A 23,614-nucleotide genomic window follows, 5' to 3' on the forward strand; every position below is an offset into this window, starting at 1 on the left:
AGTTGCCCAAGGCTACACCGGGGAAGCCCTCGCAGTCATCCGAGACTGCTCGGTCAGTCGAGGCCAGGTGTAGATCCATCGCCGGCTTGCCGGCGATGGGGCCGAGCAGACCAGCCTGGCTTCACCCGGCCAAGCCAGGCTCCACCACCGCAGCCCCGGGCAACGGCGAAAGCGGGTCGTTCAACCACCCTTCCACCAACGGCCACACCTGCGCCTGCGCCGCCTTGCTCACCAGCATGTCGACGTGCCCGAACGCATCGAAGCCCTCCTCCCGCCCCAGGCGCAGGAATTGCTTGCGCGTCCCGCCCAGTTGCTCGAACAGCTTGCGGCAGGCCCATACCGGGTCCTGGTGATCCGCCGCGCCTGCCACGGCCAGCAGCGGCACATCGACCTGCGCCAACCCGGCCCACCAGTCGTCCTGCTTGTCGCCGAAACGCCCGAACAGCTTGTGCCAACGCAAACTCTCCAGCGCAAGGCCAATGGGTTCGTCTTCCGGGCCACGCCTGAGCCGCGACCCGGACAACTGGGCGAAACGCTTGAGCAGCAAGCGCGCGCTCCAGGCAACCGGCGGCACTTTCAGCGGCCAGTACACACGGCTGACCTGGGCGCCAAAGAGGGCCACGCTGGCCACCTCGTCTGCACCCAGGTAGCCACCTCCCAACGCCGCCGCCAGGGTGGTGCCCCCCAGGGAATGGCCAACCCAGTGCGGCGCCTGCCCGGCCTGTTCCTGGACGAACGCGCCGATCACCGGCAAATCGAAGCGGGCGTAGTCGGCGACACGGTTATGCCGCCACTGGCGATTGCGTGGCGACAGGCCATGGCCGCGCATCTCCGGAATCCACACATCGAACCCGGCCCGGGCCAGGTAGGCGCCCAGGCCGATGCCCTTGGGTGAATACCAGAAACGACGGTTGGAGAAACTGCCATGCAGGAGGATCACCGGCACACCCTGGGCACTCGCCTGGCTGGCCAGGCCCAGGCGGGTCACGGCCAGTTCCACGCTGGGGTCGGGGCTGTTGCCGGCCTTGATCCGGTACACGTCCTCGCTGAGGTCACCGCGTCGCTCGGCGCTGAGCAAGGCCACGGGAAACAGGGTACTGCTGCTTTGCATAGGTCGATTGCACAAAAAAGGGCGGGATCCATTGCTGGAACTCGCCCTGGGTAAACCAGGCGGGAGCGCCCTGGAGCGCTCCCGCGTTCGTTGCATCAGGCTGCGCCTTGGCCCTCGGCCAGGAAGAACCAGGTCTCGAGCACTGAGTCAGGGTTCAGCGACACGCTCTCGATGCCCTGCTCCATCAGCCACTTGGCCAGGTCCGGGTGGTCCGACGGGCCCTGGCCGCAGATACCGATGTACTTGCCGGCCTTGTTGCACGCGGCAATGGCGTTGGCCAACAGCTTCTTGACCGCGGGGTTACGCTCGTCGAACAGGTGGGCGATGATGCCCGAGTCGCGGTCCAGGCCCAAGGTCAGCTGGGTCAGGTCGTTGGAACCGATGGAGAAGCCGTCGAAGTACTCGAGGAATTCTTCGGCCAACAGGGCGTTGGACGGCAGCTCGCACATCATGATCACGCGCAGGCCGTTGACGCCACGGCCCAGGCCGTTCTCGGCGAGCAGGTCGACGACCTGGCTGGCCTCGCCCAGGGTGCGCACGAACGGCACCATGATCTCGACGTTGGTCAGGCCCATCTCGTCGCGCACGCGCTTGAGGGCGCGGCACTCGAGCTCGAAGCAGTCACGGAACGACTCGCTGATGTAGCGCGAGGCGCCGCGGAAGCCCAGCATCGGGTTCTCTTCTTCCGGCTCGTACAGCTTGCCGCCGATCAGGTTGGCGTACTCGTTGGACTTGAAGTCCGACAGGCGCACGATGACCTTCTTCGGATAGAACGCCGCAGCCAGGGTGCTGATGCCCTCGACCAGCTTTTCGACATAGAAGCCGACCGGGTCGGCGTAACCGGCCACGCGCTTGTCGACGCTCTCTTTCAGATCGGCCGGCAGGCCTGCATAGTTGAGCAGCGCCTTGGGATGCACGCCGATCATGCGGTTGATGATGAACTCCAGGCGCGCCAGGCCCACACCCGCGTTCGGCAGCTGGGCGAAGTCGAAGGCGCGGTCCGGGTTGCCGACGTTCATCATGATCTTGAACGGCAGCTCAGGCATGGCGTCGACCGAGTTCTGCTTGACGTCGAAGCCCAGCTCACCCTCGAAGATGAAGCCGGTGTCGCCTTCGGCGCAGGAGACGGTCACGCCCTGGCCGTCCTTGAGCACCTGGGTGGCGTTGCCACAACCGACGACCGCCGGGATGCCCAGTTCACGGGCAATGATCGCCGCGTGGCAGGTGCGCCCGCCGCGGTTGGTGACGATGGCGCTGGCACGCTTCATCACAGGTTCCCAGTCCGGGTCGGTCATGTCCGAGACCAGCACGTCGCCTGGCTGCACCTTGTCCATTTCGGAAACGTCGTGGATCACACGGACCTTGCCGGCGCCGATGCGCTGGCCGATAGCGCGACCTTCCACCAGGACGGTGCCCTTCTCCTTGAGCAGGTAGCGCTCCATGACATTGGCGCTGGAGCGGCTCTTCACGGTCTCGGGACGTGCCTGGACGATGTACAGCTTGCCGTCGTCCCCGTCCTTGGCCCATTCGATGTCCATCGGGCGCTGGTAGTGCTGCTCGATGATCATGGCCTGCTTGGCCAGCTCGCTGACCTCGGCGTCGGTCAGGCAGAAGCGCGCGCGGTCGGCACGGTCGACGTCGACGGTCTTGACCGAACGGCCGGCCTTGGCCTCGTCGCCGTAGACCATCTTGATGGCCTTGCTGCCCAGGTTGCGACGCAGGATGGCCGGGCGGCCGGCCTGCAAGGTCTGCTTGTGCACGTAGAACTCGTCAGGGTTGACCGCGCCCTGTACAACGGTTTCGCCCAGGCCATAGGCACCGGTGATGAACACCACGTCACGGAAGCCGGACTCGGTGTCGAGGGTGAACATCACGCCGGCGGTGCCGGTTTCCGAACGGACCATGCGCTGCACGCCAGCGGACAGGGCGACCAGTTTGTGGTCGAAGCCCTGGTGCACGCGGTAGGCGATGGCGCGGTCGTTGAACAGAGAGGCGAACACTTCCTTGGCGGCGCGGATCACGTTGTCCACGCCACGGATGTTCAGGAACGTCTCCTGCTGGCCGGCGAAGGAGGCGTCCGGCAGGTCTTCGGCGGTGGCCGAGGAACGCACGGCGACGGCCATGTTGTCGTTGCCCTGGGCCATTTCGGCGAAAGCGGTGCGGATTTCTGCGTCCAGGCGCGCCGGGAACTCGGCGTCCATCACCCACTGCCGAATCTGCGCGCCGGTCTTGGCCAGGGCATTGACGTCATCGACGTCCAATGCGTCCAGGGCTGCATGGATGCGGTCGTTCAGGCCACTCTGTTCGAGAAAGTCGCGGTACGCCTGAGCCGTAGTGGCAAAGCCGCCCGGCACCGAGACGCCGGCACCTGCGAGGTTACTGATCATCTCGCCCAGGGATGCGTTCTTGCCCCCCACATGCTCTACATCGTGGACGCCGAGCTTATCGAGGGAAACTACGTACTCTACCAAGGTGATCTCTCCACTAACTGTATTGGAAAAGCTCAAGGGCGCCCGCCTGTCGACTCCGACTTGGCCGGACGCTTGTGGCCTGGACCTGGAAAATAAGTGAGAATGCCGAACACACGCGTTCGGCAAACCGAACCTATCATACTCCAGAAAACTTCGGCAGCTTAAGGCCCAGGGTGCAAATGAAACGATCCGCGTTCTTCATCTCCGACGGTACCGGTATCACTGCCGAAACGCTGGGCCAAAGCCTGCTCGCACAATTCGATAGCATTCCTTTCAATAAATTCACCCGTCCCTACATCGACACGCCCGACAAGGCGCGCAACATGGTCCGCCAGATCAACGACGCGGCGGAGCGGGACGGCATGCGGCCGATCATCTTCGACACCATCGTCAACCAGGACATCCGTGAGATCCTGGCCACCTCGAACGGCTTCATGATCGACATCTTTTCGACGTTTTTATCCCCGCTGGAGCAGGAATTAACCGCCCATTCGTCGTATTCCGTGGGCAAGTCCCACTCGATCGGCGGTAACTCCAACTACATGGAGCGCATCGAGGCGGTCAACTTCGCCCTGGACAACGACGACGGCGCACGCACCCATTATTACGACAAAGCCGACCTGATCCTCGTGGGCGTGTCGCGATGTGGCAAGACGCCGACGTGTTTGTACATGGCGATGCAGTTCGGCATCCGCGCGGCCAACTACCCGCTGACCGAAGATGACATGGAGCGCCTGCAGCTGCCGGCGGTGCTGAAGAAGCACCAGAACAAGCTGTTCGGCCTGACCATCGACCCCGACCGCCTGACCGCCATCCGCCACGAGCGCAAGCCCAACAGCCGTTATTCGAGCTTCGCCCAGTGCGAATTCGAGGTGCGCGAAGTGGAGAGCCTGTTCCGACGGGAGAACATCCCGCATATCAATTCCACGCATTTTTCGGTGGAGGAGATCTCGGCGAAGATCCTGGTGGAAAAAGGCGTCGAGCGCCGCTTCAAATAGCACCGCCTCCCTGTAGGAGCGGGCTTGTGCCGCGAAAGGGGTGCGAAGCGCCCCCAAGGGATCAGTGCATCAAGCGGATATTGCCGGGGCCGCTGTGCGGCCCTTTCGCGGCACAAGGCCGCTCCTACATGGGCACGCGGTAGGCTATAAAAGAAAAGCCCCGGCATCGCTGCCGGGGCTTTCTTTTTACCTCAATCCCCCACTCAGGACGGAATCACCGCCGCCTGCCCGCTCATCGCCAGGTCGACCAGCTCGCGGTTGGCCACCGCGTACATCGCATAGTCGGTACTCGTGGCGTTGCGCAGGTCGTCGAGCATGGCGCGCCAGCGCTCGACCATCACCTTATGCTGCTCGTTCCACAGGGCCACGCGGGCGTCCATGTCGTCCGGCGCGTCGGCCATCTGCAGCACGGAAATGGTGATCGCCCGCTGCTGCAGGTCGATGTCGTCGCGGAACGCCTCGCGGGCCAGGGCCTGCCAGTTGTTCTCCACCGGCAGGTTGCTGATTTCCTGCAGGTACCAGGTCAGGTCCAGCGAACTGCCCACGGCGAAGAACGCCTTGGCCACCTGGGCCGGGTCGTGGCCGGTGACGTCCGAGGCCTCGATGATCGGCAACAGGGTGTACAGGTGCGTGGTGCCTGCGACCATGCGCGCCAGCAACTCCGGTACGCCGGCCTCGACGAAGCCCTGGTAGCGCTGCTGCCAGCGCTCGCGGGTCGGGCCTTCGAGCAGTTCGTCGAGCTTCAGGCCCAGCTGCGCGATCTTCGGCCCGAAGTGCGCCACGTCACGGCCTGCATCCTGCTCGTTGCGACGGCTGCGCAAGAACCAGCGGGTGGCACGACGGCCCAGGCGCATCAGCTCGTCCATCAGGGTCAGCTGGATCTCGGCCGGGACCTGGTAGTCCAGGGCCTCGATCTGGCGGAACCAGTGCGGCAGATGGAAGATGTCACGCACGATCACATAGGCACCGGCGACGTTCGCCGGGCTCATACCGGTGGACTCCTTCAGGCGCTGCACGAAGGTGATGCCCATGTTGTTGACCAGGTCGTTGGCGATCTGGTTGCTGACGATCTCGCGCTTGAGGCGGTGACGGCGCATGGCCTCGGCGAACTTGCTGACCAGCGACGGCGGGAAGGCATTCTCCATGTCGCGGGTCAGGTAGTCGTCGTCCGGCACCAGCGACTTGAGCAACTGCTCCTTGAGGTCGATCTTGCTGTAGGAGATCAGCACCGACAGTTCGGCGCGGGTCAGGCCCTGGCCTGCGGCCAGGCGCTCGGCCAACTGCTCCTCGGACGGCAGGAACTCGATGGCCCGGTCCAGCTTGCCACGGGCTTCGAGGTCCGCCATCAGGCGCTTGTACTCGGCGATGCGCTCCAGGGCCCGGCGCGCGGCCAGCGACAAGGCCTGGGTCTGCTTGTAGTTGTTGCCCAGCACCAGCGAGGCGACTTCATCGGTCATGCTGCCCAGCAGCTGGTTGCGCTGTTTCTCGGTCATGTCGCCACCCTGCACCACTTCGTTGAGCAGGATCTTGATGTTGACCTCGTGGTCGGAGCAGTCCACGCCGCCGGCGTTGTCGATGAAGTCGGTGTTGGTCGCGCCGCCATTGAGGCCGAACTCGACCCGGCCAAGCTGGGTCATGCCCAGGTTGCCGCCCTCGCCCACGACCTTGCAGCGCAGCTCGTTGCCGTTGACCCGCAGGGCATCGTTGGCCTTGTCGCCGACATCGGCGTGGCTTTCGCTGCTGGCCTTGACGTAGGTACCGATACCCCCGTTCCACAGCAGATCCACCGGCGCCTGCAGCAGGGCATGCAGCAGCTCGGTCGGCGTCAGGCGGTCGGCCTCGATGGCGAAGCGTTCCTTCATCTGCGGGCTGATGGCGATGCTCTTGGCACTGCGCGGGAAGATCCCGCCGCCCTCGGACATGATGCTGGTGTCGTAATCGCTCCAGGCCGAACGCGGCAGCTCGAACAGGCGCTTGCGCTCGGCGAAGCTGGTAGCCGGGTCCGGGTTGGGGTCGATGAAGATGTGCAGGTGGTTGAACGCGGCCACCAGCTTGAGCTTGTCGGACATCAGCAGGCCGTTGCCGAACACGTCGCCGGCCATGTCGCCGATGCCGACCACGGTGATCGGGTCTTCCTGCACGTTGATGCCGCGCTCACGGAAGTGACGCTGCACGCCCACCCAGGCGCCACGGGCGGTGATACCCATCTTCTTGTGGTCGTAGCCGGCCGAACCGCCCGAGGCGAAGGCATCGCCCAGCCAGAAGCCGTAGTCGATGGCGATGCCGTTGGCGATGTCGGAGAAGGTCGCGGTGCCCTTGTCGGCCGCCACCACCAGGTAAGGGTCGTCGTCATCGTGACGCACCACGTTGGCCGGCGGTACCACGCCACCGTCCTTGAGGTTGTCGGTGATGTCCAGCAAGCCGGAGATGAAGATGCGGTAGCAGGCGATGCCCTCGGCCTGGATCTCGTCGCGGCTGCCGCCCAGCGGCAGGCGGCGCGGCAGGAAGCCGCCCTTGGCACCGACCGGCACGATCACCGAGTTCTTCACCTGCTGGGCCTTGACCAGGCCGAGCACTTCGGTACGGAAGTCCTCCTCGCGGTCCGACCAGCGCAGGCCGCCGCGGGCCACATTGCCGAAGCGCAGGTGCACGCCCTCGACCCGTGGCGAATAGACGAAGATCTCGAACTTGGGCACCGGCTTGGGCAGCTCGGGAATCAGCTTGGGGTTGAACTTGAAGCTGAAGTACGGCTTGTTCTGCCCGTTGGCGTCCGGCTGGTAGAAGTTGGTGCGCAGGGTGGCCTTGATCAGGTCCAGGTAGCGACGCAGGATGCGGTCTTCGTTGAGCACCTGGACCTCGTCCAGGGCACTGAGGATCGCCTGCTCCAGGCGTTGCTGCTTGTCGTCCAGGTCGTCGACCGTGAGCTTGCGCGCCAGGTAGAAGCGGGTCTTGAACAGCCGGGTCAGCTCGCGGGCGATATCGGTGTGGTTGTTCAGGGTGCTGGCGATGTAGCCCAGGTCGAAGCCCAGGCGGATCTGCTTGAGATAGCGGGCATAGGCGCGCAGCAGCGCCACGTCGCGCCATGGCAGGCCGGCGGTCAGCACCAGGCGGTTGAAGGCGTCGTTCTCGGCGTCACCCTTGACGATATGGACGAAGGCGTCCTGCAGGATGTCGTTGAGCTGCTGGATGTCCAGGTCCAGGCCTTCGCTGTAGGTGAAGGCGAAGTCGTGGATCCAGAACTCACGGCCCGAGGCGTGGCGCAGGCGATACGGGAACTCGCCCAGCACGCGCAGGCCGAGGTTTTCCAGAATCGGCAGCACGTCCGACAGCGCCAGCGGCGTATCGGCGTGGTACAGCTTGCAGTGCAGCTGGCGCTCGGCCAACTGGGTCAGCGGCTGGTAGAAGCTCATCGCCAGCGGCTTGCTCTCGGACAGCGCCAGCACATGCTGCATGTCGACCACCGCCGAATGCGCCGCGAAACGCTCGCGGTAGCCGGCCGGGAAGCCTTTGGGGAAGTCGGCCAGGATATTGGTGCCCTGGGCTTCGCCGAAGTTCTCCACCACCAGCGCCGAATAGTCGTCCTGCCAGGAGCGGCACGCCTGGATCACTTCGTTTTCCAGCTGCTGCGGATCGATGTCGATGCGATTCTTCGGGTCGACACGCAGGATCAACTGCACCCGTGCCAACACCGATTCGGAGAAGAAGGTCCAGAACTCGCAGTCACTGGCCTTCAGGCGCTCCATCAGCACCTGCTGGATCTTCTGGCGCACCTCGGTGGAGTAGATTTCACGCGGCACGTAGGCCAGGCAGTAGCAGAAGCGACCGTACGGGTCCTTGCGCAGGAACACGCGGATCTTGTTGCGTTCCTGGATCTGCACGATCGCCATGACCGTGGTGAACAGCTCGTCGATCGGGGTCTGGAACAGGTCGTCGCGCGGCAGCACTTCCAGTACCTGGGCCAGCTCCTTGCCCAGGTGGGCCTTGGGATCGAAGTGCGAGCGGCGCTCCACCTCGGCCACCTTGCCCCGGATGTACGGGATGGTGCGCACGCTCTCGCCGTACACCGAGGAGGTGTACAGGCCCATGAAGCGGCACTCCTTGACCACTTTGCCGTCGGCGTCGATCTGGCGGATCGACACGTAGTCCGGGTAGGCCGGGCGGTGTACGCGGCTCGGTTGCGAGGCCTTGGCGAACGACAGCAGCTCGGGTTCGCGCAGGTAGGTGACGGCGTAGTCCTCGATGCGCAGGTCGTCGGCGCCCAGCCCCGCCCGCAGCAGGCGGGTCAGGCCCAGGAACGAGCCTTCGTCATAGACCAGGTGGCCACCGCCGGCATCGGACTCGACCACGAACTCTTCATAGCCGAGGAAGGTGAAATGGTTGTCCAGCAGCCACGACAGGAAGCTCTTCACCTCGGCCTTGTCGTGTTGTGCCGGGCCGAACGCGGTCTGCTCCACCAGCTCCACCAGGTCGCGGACCTTGGCCTTCATCGGCTCGAAGTCGGCCACCGCCACACGTACCTCGGCCAGTACCTGCTCCAGCTCCTTGCTCAGGGTGGTCAGCTCGGCGGCGCTGGCACAGCGGTCGATCTCCAGGTACATCAGCGATTCATGCTGGATGCCTTCACCCTGGGTGCCCTTGGGCAGCAGCTCGACCAGCTCGCCCTTGGCCCCGCGCCGTACGCTGAGCACCGTGGTCTGCAGGGTGTGGATGCTGTAGCCGCGGCGGTTGAGTTCGGTGCGCACCGAGTCGACCAGGAACGGCAGGTCATGGTGCAGCACTTCGACCACGGTGTGGGTCGACTGCCAGCCGTGGCGTTCGTAATCGGGGTTGTAGACCCGTACCTGCGGGTGCTCGGGATCGAAGCGCTCGATGATGCGCCAGGCAGAGAGGGTGCAGCCGGCCAGGTCGGAAAGCCTGCGCTGGGTGAGTTCGTCCAGAGAGATGATGCCGAAGAACTGTTCGGCGAACAGCGCCACTTGTGGCAGTGCCTGTTCGCTGATGTGCTGCGCCAGGGCCGCTTGCAGTTGATGCTGGAAGTCGGCTTTGCTGGCTGCGGTGAAGAACGCCATCTGTGGTACTCCGCTTGGGCTTTGTTATTTGGTGAAGCGTCGCGTGCGTCCGCCGTACACGAATCAACGATAGCCAACCCGTGGCGACTGGACGGTGAAAACCAGGCGTCGGACGCCATTTCGCGTCCATCCGTTCATGGATGAGCACCTGCAAAGACGACTGCCGCCCTCGGGCTGTGGCTTTACGGGTGTCCATCGACTGGGCAGCTTAACGACTGAGTGGTCACCAGGGCTTGCAGCGCTGCGACAATTTCGGTCAAGGGGCGGTAACTTTACGTTTATGTACGCGGGCAAGGCTGTCAGAATTCCCCTTTCATACCTTCGACCCGAGCCAGCCATGCAATTGAAAACCGCCCTGCTCTTCGCCACGCCCTGCGACGAAGAAGAAGACAACATGGCGACCCTGTGCTGCCACAGCGACAAGGGCCAGATGTTCCTGCTCACCCGTTACCCGGACGAAGACACCGTGGACCTGACCTTGGATGACGAGCCATCGACGCTCGACGGCCTGAAGGTGACGCTCAGTGCCACTCGGCTGCTGATCGAAGTGGCGGCCAGCGACCGGGATGCCCTCAAGGGCTCAGAACAGCTGGAGATCGTGCTGACCTCGGCAGGTACCGACCTCGAGGAGGTCGAGCTGACCTTGCGCAACATCCTCGACGGTACCGGGACCTTTGTCAGCGAGCGTTGAGATTGTTTGGCGTATGCCGATAGGTTTTCTGCGCCTGTGATATCGAGCGCCGCCCGCGCGGCGCATCGCGAGCTGCGCTCGCTCCTACGTTTGTTTCCGGCCAGTAACGCCTGTGACAGGCGCGCGCGACCGCCTGGTTCGTACGACACGATATCGCGCCATACACCAAGGCGCCCGCGCGAAAAACCCACAGGATGGACTGGCCCGAACAAACGTAGGAGCGAGCGCAGCTCGCGATGCGCCGCGCGGGCGGCGCTCGATCTCCCAAGCGACGAGCCTCTAAAGGCAGCCCCAACCCATTGACATCCCAACCCCGCCACAGGCATTGTCTGACAACCTGATCAATAGGCAATCACTCCCAATGCTAGAGCTCCAGCGCCCCGACACCCTGGTCGAACGGGTTGTCAGCGCCATCCGCGCAGAGATCGATTCCGGCCGCCTGGCTGCCGAATCGCGCCTGCCCACCGAACAGCAACTGGCCGAACAGCTGAACGTCAGCCGCTCGGTCGTGCGCGAGGCGGTGGCGCAACTCAAGGCCGATGGCGTGCTCATCGCCCGGCGTGGGCTCGGCTCGTACATTTCACAAACCCCCAGCGGCACCGTTTTCCGTTTCCCCGGCAGCAACGGGCGCAAGCCGGACCTGGCGCAGATGTTCGAAATGCGCCTGTGGATCGAGACCCAGGCTGCGGCCATCGCCGCCCGCCGTCGCGACGACGCGGACCTGGCGCGCATGGGCCAAGCCCTGCAGGCGATGCTCGACAAGCGTAGCGACCTGGCCAGCGCCTCCGCCGCCGACGTGGCCTTCCACCGGGCCATCGCCGAAGCCAGCAAGAATGACTATTTCGTGGCCTTCCACGATTTTCTCGGCGGCCAGCTGGCGGCCGCGCGGCGTAGCGCCTGGGAAAACTCCGCCACCTCTTCGGTGGGCGGCTCGGCCGATGCCAACCGCGAACACCAGGCGCTGTACCAGGCCATCGCCGACGGCGACCGCCTGGCGGCTGCAGCGTGCGCCGAAGCGCACCTGCGGGCCTCGGCACGGCGCCTGAAAATCGACCTTCCCGAACTCGACTGACACCGGAGCCACACGCAATGGCCTGGCGAGCCTTATCATACGCCCTACTTAGTCTGACAACCTGATAAGCAGATCGACCGACAAGAAATCCAAGGTACCTCCTGCATGACCTACGACTACTGCATCATCGGCGGCGGCATCGTCGGCCTCGCCACCGCCATGGCCCTGCTCGAGCAGCGCCCCGGCGCATCGCTGCTGATCCTCGAGAAGGAAACCAGCCTCGGCCGTCACCAGACCGGCCATAACAGCGGCGTGATCCATGCGGGCATCTACTACGCCCCAGGCAGCCTCAAGGCCGACCTGTGCAAGCGCGGCGCCCAGGCCACCAAAGACTTCTGCACCGAGCACGGCATTGCCTTCGAGGTCTGCGGCAAGTTGCTGGTGGCCTCCAACGACCTGGAAATGCAGCGTATGCAGGCGCTGCACGAGCGCTCCCGGCAGAACGGGCTGAAGGTCGAACGCCTGGACGCCACCGAGCTCAAGCGCCGCGAGCCCAATATCGTCGGCAAGGGGGCACTGTTCCTCGATGCCACTGGCATCGTCGATTACAAGCAGGTGTGCGACGCCATGGCCCGTGTCATCCAGAAGGCCGGCGGCGAAGTGCGCTTGGCCACCACGGTGCGGGCGATCAAGGAACACAGCGAGCATGTCGAAGTCAGCAGCGACGGCCAGAGCTGGCGCACCCGCCAGCTGGTCGCCTGCGCAGGCCTGCAGTCCGACCGCCTGGCGCGCCTGGCCGGGGTGAAGATCGACCACCAGATCATCCCCTTCCGTGGCGAGTACTACCGGCTGCCGCCGAGCAAGAACCAGATCGTCAACCACCTGATCTACCCGATCCCCGATCCGGACCTGCCGTTCCTTGGCGTGCACCTGACGCGGATGATCGACGGCAGCGTCACCGTTGGCCCCAACGCCGTGCTCGGCCTGGGCCGGGAGAACTACCGCAAGTTCTCGGTGAACTGGCGGGACGTTGCCGAATACGCGCGCTTCCCCGGCTTCTGGAAGACCCTCTGGAACAACCTCGGCTCCGGCACCACCGAGATGAAGAACTCGCTGTTCAAGCGCGGCTACCTGGAACAGTGCCGCAAGTACTGCCCCCAGCTCGAAGTCCAGGACCTGCTGCCCTACGAGGCCGGCATCCGCGCCCAGGCGGTGATGCGCGACGGCACCCTGGTGCACGATTTCCTGTTCGCCGAGACCCCGCGCATGGTGCATGTCTGCAATGCCCCATCACCGGCCGCGACCTCGGCCATTCCCATCGGCCAGATGATCGCCGAAAGGATCCTCAAGGCCCGCTGAACCTGCTGCACACCCAACTACAAAGACAATAAGGAACCTCAGATGTCGGTATATGAGGCGGCCCCGGCCGCGCCCGAAACCCCGGAACAGCAACGCAAGCGCCTGCGCAAGGTGGCCGCAGCGACCATTTTCGGCTCGATGTTGGAGTGGTACGACTTCTACCTGTACGCCACCATGGCGGCGATCGTCTTCTCGAAGATCTTCTTCGACGCCAGCAACCCGGCGGTGGCCTCGCTGCTGGCCTTCTCCACCTTCGCCATCGGCTTCATCGCCCGCCCCTTCGGCGGCGTGCTGTTCGGCTACCTGGGCGACCGGTTCGGCCGCAAGCAGGTGCTGGTGATCACTTTCTGCATGATGGGCGTGTGCACCGCGTTGATCGGCCTGATTCCCAGCTACGCCAGCATCGGCATCTGGGCGCCGATCATCCTGGTGGTGATCCGCATCATCCAGGGCCTGGGCGCAGGCGCCGAACTATCGGGCGCAGCCGTCACCTCCTACGAGCATGCCAGCGAAGGCAAGCGCGGCAGCCAGGGCGCCTGGCCGGCGCTGGGGCTGAACCTGGGTCTGCTGCTGTCGTCGTTGACGGTGTACCTGCTGACCATGAACGGTAACGAATTCCTCCTGGCCGGTGGCTGGCGCATCCCGTTCATCGCCAGCATCGCCCTGGTGGGCATTGGCCTGTGGGTGCGCAAGAGTATCCCCGAGACGCCGGACTTCAAAGAACTCGACCAGGCCAAGGACAAGCCGCAGGTCTCCCCGCTCAAGCTGCTGTTCAAGCACGACCTCAAGGGCCTGGCCGTGGTGTTCTTCGTGGCCGTGGGCTACAACGCCCTGAGCTATATCTTCAAGACCTTCTCCCTGGCCTACCTGACCCAGTTCAAGGGCGTCGAAGCCCATGTCACCTCGCTGTCGGTGACCCTGGCCAGCCTGGTGGCGATCTTCGCCGTGCCATTCTTCGGCTGGTTGTGCGACCGCTGGAGCAGCAAGCATGTGCTGATGCTCGGTGGCCTGCTGTCGGCGTTGTTCGCCTTCCCATTCCTGAAGCTGTTGGAAAGCGGCGAGCCGACGCTGATCTACATCGCCATCGCCATCGGCACCGGCCTGCTCGCCCCGATGATGTTCGCCCCCCAAGGCTCGTTCCTCAGCCGCCAATTCCCGACCCAGACCCGCTCCTCGGGCTTCGGCACCGGCCGCGAGATCGGCACGGCCGTGGCCGGTGGCCTGGCCCCGCTGGGCGGCCTGGCACTGGTGGCTGGCTCGGCGACCCACTCCACCGATGGCGTGGCGTTGATCCTGGCGGTCTCCGGTGTGCTGGTGGTGGTCTTTGCGCTGCTGGACCAGGGGCGCAGGCATTCGACCTCGAAGAACTGACCGGCCCCTCCGGCCTGATCGCGGTCCGACTTGTCCCGCGATCGGGCCGGCTCAGGCCAATCACCGATTGCCATGCATCACCCGCCCGCCCTCCGCCGGCCGGTCGATGTACAACACATCCAGTTCACTGTTGCGCAGCCCCTTCAGCGCATTCCAATGCGCCGAAGCATGGATATAGCGCGCCTCCAGCAATTGCCTTTGCTCCACGGTCAGCCCCGGCTCAGTGCTCCGCCCCAAGGCGAAGTCATGCAGTTTGTGGCTGATCCCCTGCAGCTCCTGCGGCAAGCAGAGCGCCGCGCCCCTCTCGTCCACCTCGGCGAACGGTACCTGCGCCCGCACCGCCAGTTCACGCATGATGCGCAGGTACACCCGCGACAAGTGCCCACGTACCTCCCGCTCGCGGTGTATCGCCGCATAGACCCGTTTGTACGGCTCATCACGGGGGTCGCTTCGTTCGACCGGCTCCTCCCAGGTCAAGACCCGGGGCGCAGGCGCTGGCGTATGAGCATGGTCCCTGGCCAATTGTGCGGCGGTCAGGATGTAGGCCTGGGTCTGCTCCACAGGTGTGCGCACCGGCACCAGGTTCGAGCGCGGCTTGCTGAGCAGCATCTGCTCAACCATGCATTCCAGGTACCCCCCGCCAATATCCGAATGGGAGCCTGGCACGACGATGTCGTTGTCACTGCGCACCAGCGGGAAGTTATGCCGGTGCTCGTCAGCGGCCACCAGTTGCACCACCTTGCGCGCCGCACCTGCGGCCAGCCCCAGCTGCAGCCCGGCATAGCGGTCGTTGGCCGGGCTGAAATTGCCTTTGAGCGGCTCGACGATCGCCGCCACGGTGTCGAACAGGCCGATGAAGTTGATGACCGGCCTGGCCTGCCAGTCGAACCCCTCGCCCAGCACGCCGGTCCGCGCCAGCAGGCTATCGCCCCCTTTGCCCAGGTCATTGGCCAGGTGCCTGGCCGCCGCCGCGCCACGACTGAAGCCGAACAGGTCGAACTCCAGCGCCACGACCTGCGCCTGGGGGCGGCTGGCCAGCCAGGCACGCATCTGCCCGGCGATCGCCTGGGCGGCCTGCGCGACACGGGCCTCGACGCCGCTGCGGCCTAGGCCGGTCGCCTGGGCGAATGCTGAATCGTCCTTGCCCGCCCAGGTACCGATCCCCTCGATATAGCACCTGAGATACACCGTGGAAGCGCCATCGCTGGCCTGCGGGTACAAGCCATGGAGCAGCGCCACGTTGCTGGGCGCATTGCCGTAGCTGCCCAGGCGGCCGTCCACCGCCCCACCGGGCGCAACGCTGTTGCCTTGGTTGTTGCCGGTCCCGTCGAAGAAAACGCCGATCCGCAAGGTGATCGGGCCAGTCGGCTGTGGTAGGTCCATCGGTCCTTTCCGCTGTTCGAAAATGAACAATGAAGGAGCAAACCGCTGGCGTGGAAAATCAGCAGATTACCGAGGTGGTCAGGCAGATGGCACTGTGCCTGCCGAGAAATTTCCACGCCGCCATTGGTCGGCATGGGCCCGTATGGATTAAAGTATCAGCCCCTGCCCGGACGCTGCGGTACACGCATCGCCGGCCCATTTCCAGGAACCGTCGACGATGGAACACCGTGAGGCGCTGATCGCGCTGCGCACCTTTCTTTCCTCCCAGATCCTTGGCCAGGAGAAACTGGTCGAACGCCTGCTGATCGTATTGCTGGCCGACGGCCACATGCTGGTCGAAGGCGCGCCTGGCCTAGCCAAGACCAAGGCCATCAAGGAACTGGCCGAGGGGATCGAGGCGCAGTTCCACCGCATCCAGTTCACCCCCGACCTGCTCCCGGCCGACATCACCGGCACCGAGATCTACCGCCCGGAAACCGGCAGCTTCGTGTTCCAACAAGGCCCGATCTTCCACAACCTGGTGCTGGCCGACGAAATCAACCGCGCCCCGGCCAAGGTCCAGTCGGCGCTGCTCGAAGCCATGGCCGAGCGCCAGGTCAGCGTCGGGCGCAGCACCTACGAGCTGTCGCCGCTGTTCCTGGTCATGGCCACCCAGAACCCGATCGAGCAGGAAGGGACCTACCCCTTGCCCGAAGCCCAGCTCGACCGCTTCCTGATGCACGTGAAGATCGGCTTCCCGGATGCCGCAGTGGAACGTCGCATCCTCCAGCAGGCCCGCGGCGAAGCCCTGGGCGGCGAGGCCAAGCCGGAACGGCGGGTCAGCCAGCAGGCGATCTTCGCCGCGCGCAAGGAAATCCTCGGCCTGTACATGGCCGATGCCGTGGAGGAATACCTGGTGCAACTGGTCATGGCCACCCGCACGCCGGCCAAGTTCGATGCCGAGCTGGCCGACTGGATCGCCTACGGCGCCAGCCCACGCGGCTCGATTGCCCTGGACCGCTGCGCACGGGCCCATGCCTGGCTGGCCGGGCGCGACTTCGTCAGCCCCGAGGATATCCAGGCGGTGCTGTTCGACGTGCTGCGTCACCGCGTCATCCTTTCGTTCGAGGCGGAAGCGGCGGGGATCGACCAGGACCGGGTGGTCCAGCGCATCCTCGACGTTGTCGCCGTCGCCTGATTCCATGCCCACCGCGTACCTGGCCGAACCCGGCGTCCGCATTGGCCTGGCCGAGCTGATCGACATGCGCCACCGCGTGCGCGAGATCCAGCTGTTCTCCCGGCCCGGCCAGCGCAGCCCGCTGGTCGGCCTGCACCATTCCAAGCTGCGCGGGCGCGGCGTGGACTTCGACCAGGTACGTGTCTACCAGGCGGGCGATGATGTGCGCAACATCGACTGGCGCGTCACCGCGCGGACCCAGGAGCCTCATACCAAGCTGTTCCACGAAGAGCGCGAGCGGCCGATCTTCATCCTGGTCGAGCAGAGCCAGCGCCTGTTCTTCGGTTCGGGGCTGATGTTCAAGTCGGTACTGGCCGCCCAGGCGGCGGCCCTGTTCGGCTGGGCCGCGCTGGGGCATAACGACCGCATCGGCGGCCTGGTGTTCGGCGATAACGAGCACCACGAGATCAAGCCACGGCGCAGCAAGCAGAGCCTGCTGCAACTGCTCAACCGCCTGGCCAAGGTCAACCAGGCATTGCACACCGAGACCCTGCCCCAGGCCGACAGCCTGGCCCTGGCCCTGCGCCGCGCCCGCGAGGTACTGCGCCCCGGCAGCCTGGCCATCATCATCTGCGACGAACGTGCCCTGAGCCCCGGCGTGGAGCAGCACCTGAGCATGCTCTCGCGCCACTGCGACGTGCTGCTGATGCCGGTGTCCGACCCGCTCGACCATGCCCTGCCCGCCGCCGGCCTGCTGCGCTTCGCCCAGCGTGGCGCACAGCTGGAACTCGACACACTCGATGCCAACCTGCGCCTGGCCTACCGCCAGCAGGCCGAGGCGCGCATCGAACGCTGGGAGCTGCTGGCGCAGAAGCTACGGGTATTGATGATGCCCCTGAGCACCCAGAGCGAAATGATCGAACAGCTGCGCGAGTACCTCAACGCCCAGCGGCCCGGGAGCACGCAATGAACCCGCTGGACCAGCTGCAACCGCTGATCGCCCCGCCGGCGGTCAGCCTGTGGCCGCCCGCGCCCGGCTGGTGGGTGCTGCTCGCCCTGCTGCCGCTGCTTGGCTGGGGGCTATGGCGGGTTCGCCATTGGCGCCCGACCAAGCGCCCGATCGTACGCGCCGAGCTGCCCCTGGACCCGGTGCGCGTGGAGGCACTGGCCGAGCTCGCCCGCCTGCCGCGCCCGTACGACGGCGCGCCGGCCGGCGCCTGGCTGCAGCAGATCAACGCGCTGCTCAAGCGCCTGTGCCGCAACCACTACCCCGGTGCCAACAGCCATACCCTCAATGGCCGGCAATGGCTGGCGTTTCTCGACAACCGCTGCCCGGCCGCCGGCCTGACCCGTTGGATGGTACTGGTCGAAGGCGCCTACAAACCCGAGTGCAAGCTCGACGACAAGGCCATCGCCGGGCTTGCCCAGGCGGTCGAAACCTGGATCCGCAAGCATGTTTGAGTTGGCCTGGCCGTGGATTTTCCTGCTGTTGCCGCTGCCCTGGCTCGCGCGCCTGGTGCTGCCTGCCGCCGACAGCGGCGAGCCGATGCTCAAGGTAGGCTTTCTCGATGAGCTCGAAGGCCTGGCCGGACGCCGGGCGCGGCTGAACCTGCCGACCTGGCGCCAACAGGCGCCGTTCGTGGTCATCTGGGGGCTGCTGCTGTTGGCTGCCGCGCGCCCACAATGGCTGGGCGACCCTGTACCCGTGGCGGCCAGTGGCCGCGACCTGCTGGTGGCGGTGGATGTATCCGGCTCCATGGACTTCCCCGACATGCAGTGGAAGGACGACGAAATCAGCCGCCTGGACCTGGTCAAGGCGCTGCTCGGCGACTTTCTCCAAGATCGCGAAGGCGACCGGGTCGGCCTGATCCTGTTCGGCAGCGAGGCCTACCTGCAGGCGCCCTTGACCTTCGACCGACGCACCGTGCGCACCTTCCTCCTCGAGGCGCAGATCGGTATCGCCGGCAAGAACACCGCCATCGGCGACGCCATCGGCCTGGCGGTCAAACGCCTGCGCCAGCGCCCGGCACAGAGCCGCGTGCTGGTGCTGGTCACTGACGGCGCCAACAACGGTGGGCAGATCCACCCGCTGACCGCCGCCCGCCTGGCTGCCCAAGAAGGCGTGCGCATCTACACCATCGGCATCGGCGCCAACCCCGAGGCCAGCGGCACACCCGGCCTGCTCGGCCTGAACCCGAGCCTGGACCTGGACGAAGCCTCGCTCAAGGAGATCGCCGAGCTGACCCAGGGTACCTATTTCCGCGCCCACAACGGCGCCGAACTGGACGCCATCGGCGATGCCCTCGACCAGCTGGAACCGGTGGCCCAGCAACCGACCCAGGCGCGCACCGCCAAGGCACTGTACGCCTGGCCGCTGGCCCTGGCGCTGCTGTTGAGCGTATTGCTGGTGGTGGCCGTGCAATGGCCGGACAACCTGTTGCAGCGCCTGCTGCGCCGGCCACGCTTCCTGCAGCCGCACCCGGAATGGCGCCAGCGCCTCAAGCGCCTGCGCCTGAGGAGGCGGCGATGATCGAACTCTGGCCACAATGGCTGCGCCCGCTCTGGCTGTTGGTAGTGCCCCTGCTCGGCTGGCTGCTGTTCAAGCTGTGGCATCGGCGCAAGCGTGCCGGGCGCTGGCAGATGATCCTGCCGCCACAATTCCATGCCGTGCTGCTCGGCGGCGGCAAGGGCCAGGCCAGCAAGCTGCCCTGGGTAGCCCTGGGCCTGGCCTGGCTGCTGGTGGTCCTGGCTCTGCTGGGCCCCAGCTGGCAACGCCTCGAAGAAACCCGCCAGCGCCCTGCCGACCCGCTGGTGATCCTGCTCGAGCTGACCCCACAGATGCTCGCCGAGGACAGCGCACCCAACCGCCTGGAACAGGCCCGGCGCAAGGTCCTGGACCTGCTCGAGCACCGCCGCGACAGCCAGACCGCGCTGGTGGTGTATGCCGGCAGCGCACATACCCTGGTGCCGCTGTCCGACGACTTGGGCACCACGCGCAACCTGCTCGAGGCCGTCGACCCGTCGATCATGCCGCAACCTGGCCAGCGCGCGGACCTCGCCGTGCAGAAAGGCCTGGCCCTGCTGGCCCAGAGCGGCCTGGGCCAGGGTCGCCTGCTGCTGATCGGCTCCTCCCTGAACGAGCAGGAACGCACCGGTATTCTCAAGGCCCTCGGCCGCCAGGGCCCGAGCTTGTTGATGCTGGGGGTCGGCAGCGCCGAAGGCGCCCCCGTGCGCCAGGCCAACGGCGAGTTCCTCAAGGACGAACAAGGCGGCATTCTCGTGCCGCGCCTGGACGGCGCCAGCCTCAAGGCCTTCATCAACGGCACCGGCGGGCGCTATCGTCATGCCCGCATCGACGACCTGGACCTGCGTGGCCTGGGCCTGTTCGACACTCCCCGCGCCCTGCGCAACGACGGCCAGACAATGCAGCTCGACAGCTGGGCCGACCAGGGCCACTGGCTGCTGCTGCCCCTGCTGTTGCTGGCAGCCTGCGCCGGCCGACGCGGCTGGTTGTTCTGCCTGCCCTTGCTGCTAGCCTTGCCACAACCAAGCCAGGCCTTCGAACTCAACGACCTGTGGCTGCGGCCTGACCAACAAGGCCAGCGTCTATTGGAGCGACAACGCCCCGCCGAAGCCGCCCGGCACTTCCAGGACCCACAATGGCGCGGCGTGGCGCTGTACCAGGCCGGCGACTACGAAGGCGCCGCGCGGGCCTTCGCCCAGGGCAGCAGTGCCGCGGCCCATTACAATCGGGGCAACGCCCTGGCCCGCGCCGGCGAACTGGAGGCCGCGCTGGATGCCTACGAACAAGCCCTGGAACGCCAGCCCGACCTGCAACCAGCACTGGACAACCAGGCCTTGGTCCAGCAATTGTTGCAACAACGCCAGGCCAAGGCCGAGGAACAACCGGCCGACAGCGATGCCCAAGGCACACCCGGCAACGAGACCGAAGGCAACAGCAGCTCGGCGGCCAACCCGGCCCAGGGCACACCCGGCAACGAAGAACAGGGCGCCGCCGAAGAACCCGGCGAAGGAGCCAGCAACGAGCAGGCCCAGGGCGGCAACCAGCCCGGCGCTGACGATGGGGTGACCCAGCCACCACAGCGGCCGGCTTCCACCAGCCTGGATGCCGAACAGCGCCAGGCGCTGGAGCAATGGTTACGGGAGATTCCCGACAACCCCGCCCAGCTGCTACGGCGCAAATTCTGGTATGAACAGCAATTGCATCAGGACAACCCACGATGAGTCGCCTCGGCGTCTTCCTACTCAGCCTGTTGTGGCTTCTCCAGGCCCAGGCGCAACCGACCTTGCAGGCCAGCGTCGACCGCACCCGCCTGCAGGCCGGCGAAACCCTGGAACTGACCCTGGAAAGCCAGGATGTCACGCAGTTCGGCAAGCCCGATCTGCGCGCCCTGGAAGGCGACTTCGAAGTGCGCGGCACGCGCCAGCTCAACAGCCTGCACACCCTGGACGGCGAGACCCGCGCCAGCACCCGCTGGATCATCACCCTGCTGCCACGGCGCAGCGGCAGCCTGCGCATCCCTGAACTGCAGCTAGGCCGCTCGCAGAGCCAGGCCATCGAGCTGCAGGTGTTGCAGGCTGACGCCAGCCGCCCGGAAAGCGCCGCCCAGGTGTTCATCGAAGCCACCCTCGACCGCCAGGATGTCTATGTCCAGGCCCAGGCCGTGCTGACTTTGCGCATCTACCATTCGGTGCCGCTGTACGACGACAGCAGCCTGAGCCCCCTGCAGCTGCCCAACGCCAAGGTCGAGCCGCTGGGCGAGTCGCGCACCTATGAAAAGGAAATCAACGGGGTCCGCCACGGGGTGATCGAGACCCGCTATGCGCTCTACCCGCAACAAAGCGGCAGCCTCGACATCCCGGCACTGACCTTCACCGCCACCGCCGCCGACAGCGGTGTGCAGCCAGCCGGCACGCCCCGGGTCGGCCGCCAGGTGCAGGTCAGCTCGCTGCCGCTGCACCTTGGCGTGCGGCCGATCCCCAGCGCCTGGCCAGCCGACCAGCCCTGGCTGCCCGCCCGCAACCTGAGCCTGGAGGAACACTGGAACCCGGAACCCAACGGCCAGCCCACGCAGATCGGCGACTCCCTGACCCGCAGCATCACCCTGCGCGCCGAAGGGCTGTCCAGCACCCAGCTTCCTCAATTGCCGGCCACCGAAATCCATGGCCTGCGCCGCTACCCCGACCAGCCACTGCTGCGCAACGAGATCAGCGAACGCGGCATGACCGCCAACCGTGAAGAACGCGAGGCGCTGGTCCCCACCCACAGCGGCGACCTGGCCCTGCCGGCTCTGGACGTCACCTGGTGGAACACCCGCGAAGATCATCTGGAACACAGCAGCCTGCCGGCACGCACCCTGACCGTGCAGGACAATCCGGCCCTGAGCGGCGAAACACCGGTCAGCGACACCAGCAGCGGCACGGCCCTGCTCTGGCCGTGGCAATTGGCGACGGTGCTGCTGGCCCTGACCACCGTGCTGGGTTTTGCCCTATGGTGGCGCGCACGCTCGCAACCGGCCATCTTGCGCGCCGCACAGAGCGGGCCAAGCCCACGCACCCTGCTGGACGACCTCAAGCGCGCCTGCCAGGCCAACGACCCCCAGGCCACCCGCCAGGCCCTGGATGCCTGGGCGCGTCAGCAACCGGAAACCCTGGCCGAGATGGCCGCCCGTTTCGTGCCGTTGTCGGACGCGCTGGATGGATTGAATGGGGCGCTGTACAGCGAGAGCGGTCAGTATTGGCAGGGTGAGGACTTGTGGCGAGCGATTGGCACGATTCCGCCGGCGGAGCAGGTGCTGTTGCCGGCAGGTGAAAGCACAAGCTTACCTCCGCTCTACCCGAAGTGAGGCTTGAAACAGGGCACGCCTGAAATCTCCAAGCCTCCAGCGGCCCCAAGTAATCGAGGCGGGGCCGACCAACTCGGTTTAAATCATCCGCTGGCCCTCGAACGGGTTCCAGCCCTGCTGATCCGTTGTCTGCTTCAGGTAATACGCGCGGTGGGTGAGGTAGCTGTAAAGGAACGCAAAGTGAGCTTGCCCTGGGTCCGGTAGACCTCGCGGTGCAGGTCATCGCGCTCCATGTCGCTGATGGCTTGGCTATCCAGGTTCAGCTGGAAAAACACGCAGAGACAGTATCACGCCCCTAAGAATTTTGCCTGAAAATCAAAACGTTAACTTACTTTTCTTTGCAGAGCGCAACGGTTTCCATGCAATTAATAACCCAGCAGCCCCAAGCTCGGCATTAACATATTCCAAGTTCTCCTCCTTGACCTCCCACACCCACATCCTATTTAAGCTTGGCTTTAACAGCCCACGCCGCTCTTCGCTAAGAATCCAGTCCTGCAGCTTGCCATCCCCTACCTGTAGATTGAGGTGCTCCTCATTTATAACGTTTAGCGGATACACCATCCTCAACATTTTATCCTTGTACCGTTCCGCCCCTTTAAACCTCCCTCCTGTTTCCTTGTTGAATAGTATTGGATTTTCGTAATCGTACACACTACTCAGATTTTCCCCGCCAGCATAATAAAAGCCTTCCGAGACATCGTCTACCGAATAAAATATTGCGTACCTGAATTCGCTCAACTCGCCCAACTTCTCGACAAACTCTAAAAATTTATCTTTTCCAAAATGTTGATCTAGGCATTGCGCATCGAAATGATAAAAACCTCCGAAATCGTTTGTCGTGTATCCGAATGAGGCATCCCAGAGATTACTGCTCTCGCTTGTACAATAAAGCCTGAACGATGTTGCCCTACCAGCTTCAATTTTACCTTTTAGTTTAGCCCTTGAAACTTCGATAAAGTCAATATCCTCGTCAGCTCTATCCTCACGATACCGATAATATCCTGAAGCTGTTACTTCAAGCTTTATAACCCGAAAAAAAAGCAATCCGATTTCGTATGCCAATTTAGCAGAAACCTCTTCAATCCCGTAAACCGCCATTGCTTTAGCTGCGCCCATATCATTCCAC

Annotated in this window: 16 protein-coding genes; 11 read left to right on the forward strand and 5 right to left on the reverse strand. The window is 64.9% G+C overall.

Annotated elements, in window-relative coordinates; all coding sequences use genetic code 11:
* Window positions 1–121: 121 nt before the first annotated feature.
* Complete coding sequence (locus tag ACNFCI_RS08230) at window positions 122–1,111, reverse strand: alpha/beta fold hydrolase (RefSeq protein WP_368829232.1); 990 nt, start codon at window positions 1,109–1,111, stop codon at window positions 122–124.
* A 95-nt stretch (window positions 1,112–1,206) separates the two neighbouring features.
* Window positions 1,207–3,582: a phosphoenolpyruvate synthase gene (gene ppsA, locus ACNFCI_RS08235; RefSeq protein ID WP_084855100.1), complete on the reverse strand. Its 2,376-nt coding sequence runs from the start codon at window positions 3,580–3,582 to the stop codon at window positions 1,207–1,209.
* A 179-nt stretch (window positions 3,583–3,761) separates the two neighbouring features.
* On the opposite strand from ppsA, the gene ACNFCI_RS08240 reads away from it, so the two are divergent.
* On the forward strand, window positions 3,762–4,580 hold the full coding sequence (locus tag ACNFCI_RS08240) for a pyruvate, water dikinase regulatory protein (protein WP_084855099.1): 819 nt from the start codon (window positions 3,762–3,764) through the stop codon (window positions 4,578–4,580).
* Window positions 4,581–4,783: 203 nt separating this feature from the next.
* Here ACNFCI_RS08240 and ACNFCI_RS08245 read toward each other — a convergent pair whose 3' ends face one another.
* Window positions 4,784–9,649: an NAD-glutamate dehydrogenase gene (locus ACNFCI_RS08245; protein WP_084855098.1), complete on the reverse strand. Its 4,866-nt coding sequence runs from the start codon at window positions 9,647–9,649 to the stop codon at window positions 4,784–4,786.
* A gap of 337 nt (window positions 9,650–9,986) precedes the next feature.
* Here ACNFCI_RS08245 and ACNFCI_RS08250 point away from each other — a divergent pair, with 337 nt between their 5' ends.
* From ACNFCI_RS08250 to ACNFCI_RS08265, 4 genes are all read left to right on the forward strand, one after another.
* Window positions 9,987–10,340 (forward strand): hypothetical protein, encoded by a 354-nt coding sequence (locus ACNFCI_RS08250; RefSeq protein ID WP_416767797.1) that lies wholly within the window; start codon window positions 9,987–9,989, stop codon window positions 10,338–10,340.
* A 361-nt stretch (window positions 10,341–10,701) separates the two neighbouring features.
* Window positions 10,702–11,412 (forward strand): FadR/GntR family transcriptional regulator, encoded by a 711-nt coding sequence (locus tag ACNFCI_RS08255; RefSeq protein WP_084855096.1) that lies wholly within the window; start codon window positions 10,702–10,704, stop codon window positions 11,410–11,412.
* Between the two features lie 105 nt (window positions 11,413–11,517).
* Window positions 11,518–12,711, forward strand: coding sequence for an L-2-hydroxyglutarate oxidase (gene lhgO, locus ACNFCI_RS08260; protein ID WP_416767799.1), 1,194 nt, complete (start codon window positions 11,518–11,520; stop codon window positions 12,709–12,711).
* A gap of 42 nt (window positions 12,712–12,753) precedes the next feature.
* On the forward strand, window positions 12,754–14,082 hold the full coding sequence (locus tag ACNFCI_RS08265) for an MFS transporter (RefSeq protein WP_416767801.1): 1,329 nt from the start codon (window positions 12,754–12,756) through the stop codon (window positions 14,080–14,082).
* 60 nt (window positions 14,083–14,142) lie between these two features.
* Here ACNFCI_RS08265 and ACNFCI_RS08270 read toward each other — a convergent pair whose 3' ends face one another.
* A complete protein-coding gene (locus tag ACNFCI_RS08270; protein ID WP_416767803.1) occupies window positions 14,143–15,465 on the reverse strand; it encodes a T6SS phospholipase effector Tle1-like catalytic domain-containing protein in 1,323 nt (440 codons plus the stop codon).
* A gap of 217 nt (window positions 15,466–15,682) precedes the next feature.
* Between ACNFCI_RS08270 and ACNFCI_RS08275 the strand changes: the two genes are divergently transcribed.
* The 6 genes from ACNFCI_RS08275 to ACNFCI_RS08300 are packed head-to-tail and all read left to right on the forward strand — an operon-like array spanning window position 15,683 to window position 22,488.
* Window positions 15,683–16,642 carry an AAA family ATPase gene (locus ACNFCI_RS08275; RefSeq protein ID WP_084855092.1) on the forward strand — a complete coding sequence of 320 codons (960 nt, stop codon included), beginning with the start codon at window positions 15,683–15,685 and terminating at the stop codon, window positions 16,640–16,642.
* A gap of 4 nt (window positions 16,643–16,646) precedes the next feature.
* A complete protein-coding gene (locus tag ACNFCI_RS08280; protein WP_416767805.1) occupies window positions 16,647–17,591 on the forward strand; it encodes a DUF58 domain-containing protein in 945 nt (314 codons plus the stop codon).
* Window positions 17,588–18,082 carry a DUF4381 domain-containing protein gene (locus tag ACNFCI_RS08285; protein WP_084855091.1) on the forward strand — a complete coding sequence of 165 codons (495 nt, stop codon included), beginning with the start codon at window positions 17,588–17,590 and terminating at the stop codon, window positions 18,080–18,082. Before ACNFCI_RS08280 ends, ACNFCI_RS08285 begins: the two co-directional genes overlap by 4 nt.
* Window positions 18,075–19,151 (forward strand): vWA domain-containing protein, encoded by a 1,077-nt coding sequence (locus tag ACNFCI_RS08290; RefSeq protein ID WP_084855090.1) that lies wholly within the window; start codon window positions 18,075–18,077, stop codon window positions 19,149–19,151. Before ACNFCI_RS08285 ends, ACNFCI_RS08290 begins: the two co-directional genes overlap by 8 nt.
* The gene (locus ACNFCI_RS08295) at window positions 19,148–20,866 is read left to right on the forward strand and encodes a tetratricopeptide repeat protein (protein WP_368829234.1); all 1,719 of its coding nucleotides are present in this window, start codon (window positions 19,148–19,150) and stop codon (window positions 20,864–20,866) included. Before ACNFCI_RS08290 ends, ACNFCI_RS08295 begins: the two co-directional genes overlap by 4 nt.
* A complete protein-coding gene (locus ACNFCI_RS08300) occupies window positions 20,863–22,488 on the forward strand; it encodes a BatD family protein (RefSeq protein WP_416767808.1) in 1,626 nt (541 codons plus the stop codon). Before ACNFCI_RS08295 ends, ACNFCI_RS08300 begins: the two co-directional genes overlap by 4 nt.
* Window positions 22,489–22,803: 315 nt before the next feature.
* Here the strand turns inward: ACNFCI_RS08300 and ACNFCI_RS08305 are convergent, their stop codons facing one another.
* Complete coding sequence (locus ACNFCI_RS08305; RefSeq protein WP_416767810.1) at window positions 22,804–23,604, reverse strand: hypothetical protein; 801 nt, start codon at window positions 23,602–23,604, stop codon at window positions 22,804–22,806.
* Window positions 23,605–23,614: the final 10 nt, after the last annotated feature.

Origin of the sequence: Pseudomonas sp. NY15356, assembly GCF_048068175.1 — a bacterium.
In the GTDB taxonomy this organism is placed as follows: Bacteria; Pseudomonadota; Gammaproteobacteria; order Pseudomonadales; family Pseudomonadaceae; genus Aquipseudomonas; species Aquipseudomonas putida_K.

What these genes read in the sequence shown, in the direction of transcription:
- ACNFCI_RS08240 (WP_084855099.1), top strand. Translation starts at nt 3,762, where the DNA reads ATGAAACGATCCGCGTTCTTCATCTCCGACGGTACCGGTATCACTGCC.
- ACNFCI_RS08275 (WP_084855092.1), top strand. Translation starts at nt 15,683, where the DNA reads ATGGAACACCGTGAGGCGCTGATCGCGCTGCGCACCTTTCTTTCCTCC.
- ACNFCI_RS08230 (WP_368829232.1), bottom strand. Translation starts at nt 1,111, where the DNA reads ATGCAAAGCAGCAGTACCCTGTTTCCCGTGGCCTTGCTCAGCGCCGAG.
- ACNFCI_RS08270 (WP_416767803.1), bottom strand. Translation starts at nt 15,465, where the DNA reads ATGGACCTACCACAGCCGACTGGCCCGATCACCTTGCGGATCGGCGTT.
- ACNFCI_RS08280 (WP_416767805.1), top strand. Translation starts at nt 16,647, where the DNA reads ATGCCCACCGCGTACCTGGCCGAACCCGGCGTCCGCATTGGCCTGGCC.
- ACNFCI_RS08285 (WP_084855091.1), top strand. Translation starts at nt 17,588, where the DNA reads ATGAACCCGCTGGACCAGCTGCAACCGCTGATCGCCCCGCCGGCGGTC.
- lhgO (WP_416767799.1), top strand. Translation starts at nt 11,518, where the DNA reads ATGACCTACGACTACTGCATCATCGGCGGCGGCATCGTCGGCCTCGCC.
- ACNFCI_RS08265 (WP_416767801.1), top strand. Translation starts at nt 12,754, where the DNA reads ATGTCGGTATATGAGGCGGCCCCGGCCGCGCCCGAAACCCCGGAACAG.
- ACNFCI_RS08295 (WP_368829234.1), top strand. Translation starts at nt 19,148, where the DNA reads ATGATCGAACTCTGGCCACAATGGCTGCGCCCGCTCTGGCTGTTGGTA.
- ACNFCI_RS08300 (WP_416767808.1), top strand. Translation starts at nt 20,863, where the DNA reads ATGAGTCGCCTCGGCGTCTTCCTACTCAGCCTGTTGTGGCTTCTCCAG.
- ACNFCI_RS08290 (WP_084855090.1), top strand. Translation starts at nt 18,075, where the DNA reads ATGTTTGAGTTGGCCTGGCCGTGGATTTTCCTGCTGTTGCCGCTGCCC.
- ACNFCI_RS08245 (WP_084855098.1), bottom strand. Translation starts at nt 9,649, where the DNA reads ATGGCGTTCTTCACCGCAGCCAGCAAAGCCGACTTCCAGCATCAACTG.
- ACNFCI_RS08250 (WP_416767797.1), top strand. Translation starts at nt 9,987, where the DNA reads ATGCAATTGAAAACCGCCCTGCTCTTCGCCACGCCCTGCGACGAAGAA.
- ACNFCI_RS08255 (WP_084855096.1), top strand. Translation starts at nt 10,702, where the DNA reads ATGCTAGAGCTCCAGCGCCCCGACACCCTGGTCGAACGGGTTGTCAGC.
- ACNFCI_RS08305 (WP_416767810.1), bottom strand. Translation starts at nt 23,604, where the DNA reads ATGGGCGCAGCTAAAGCAATGGCGGTTTACGGGATTGAAGAGGTTTCT.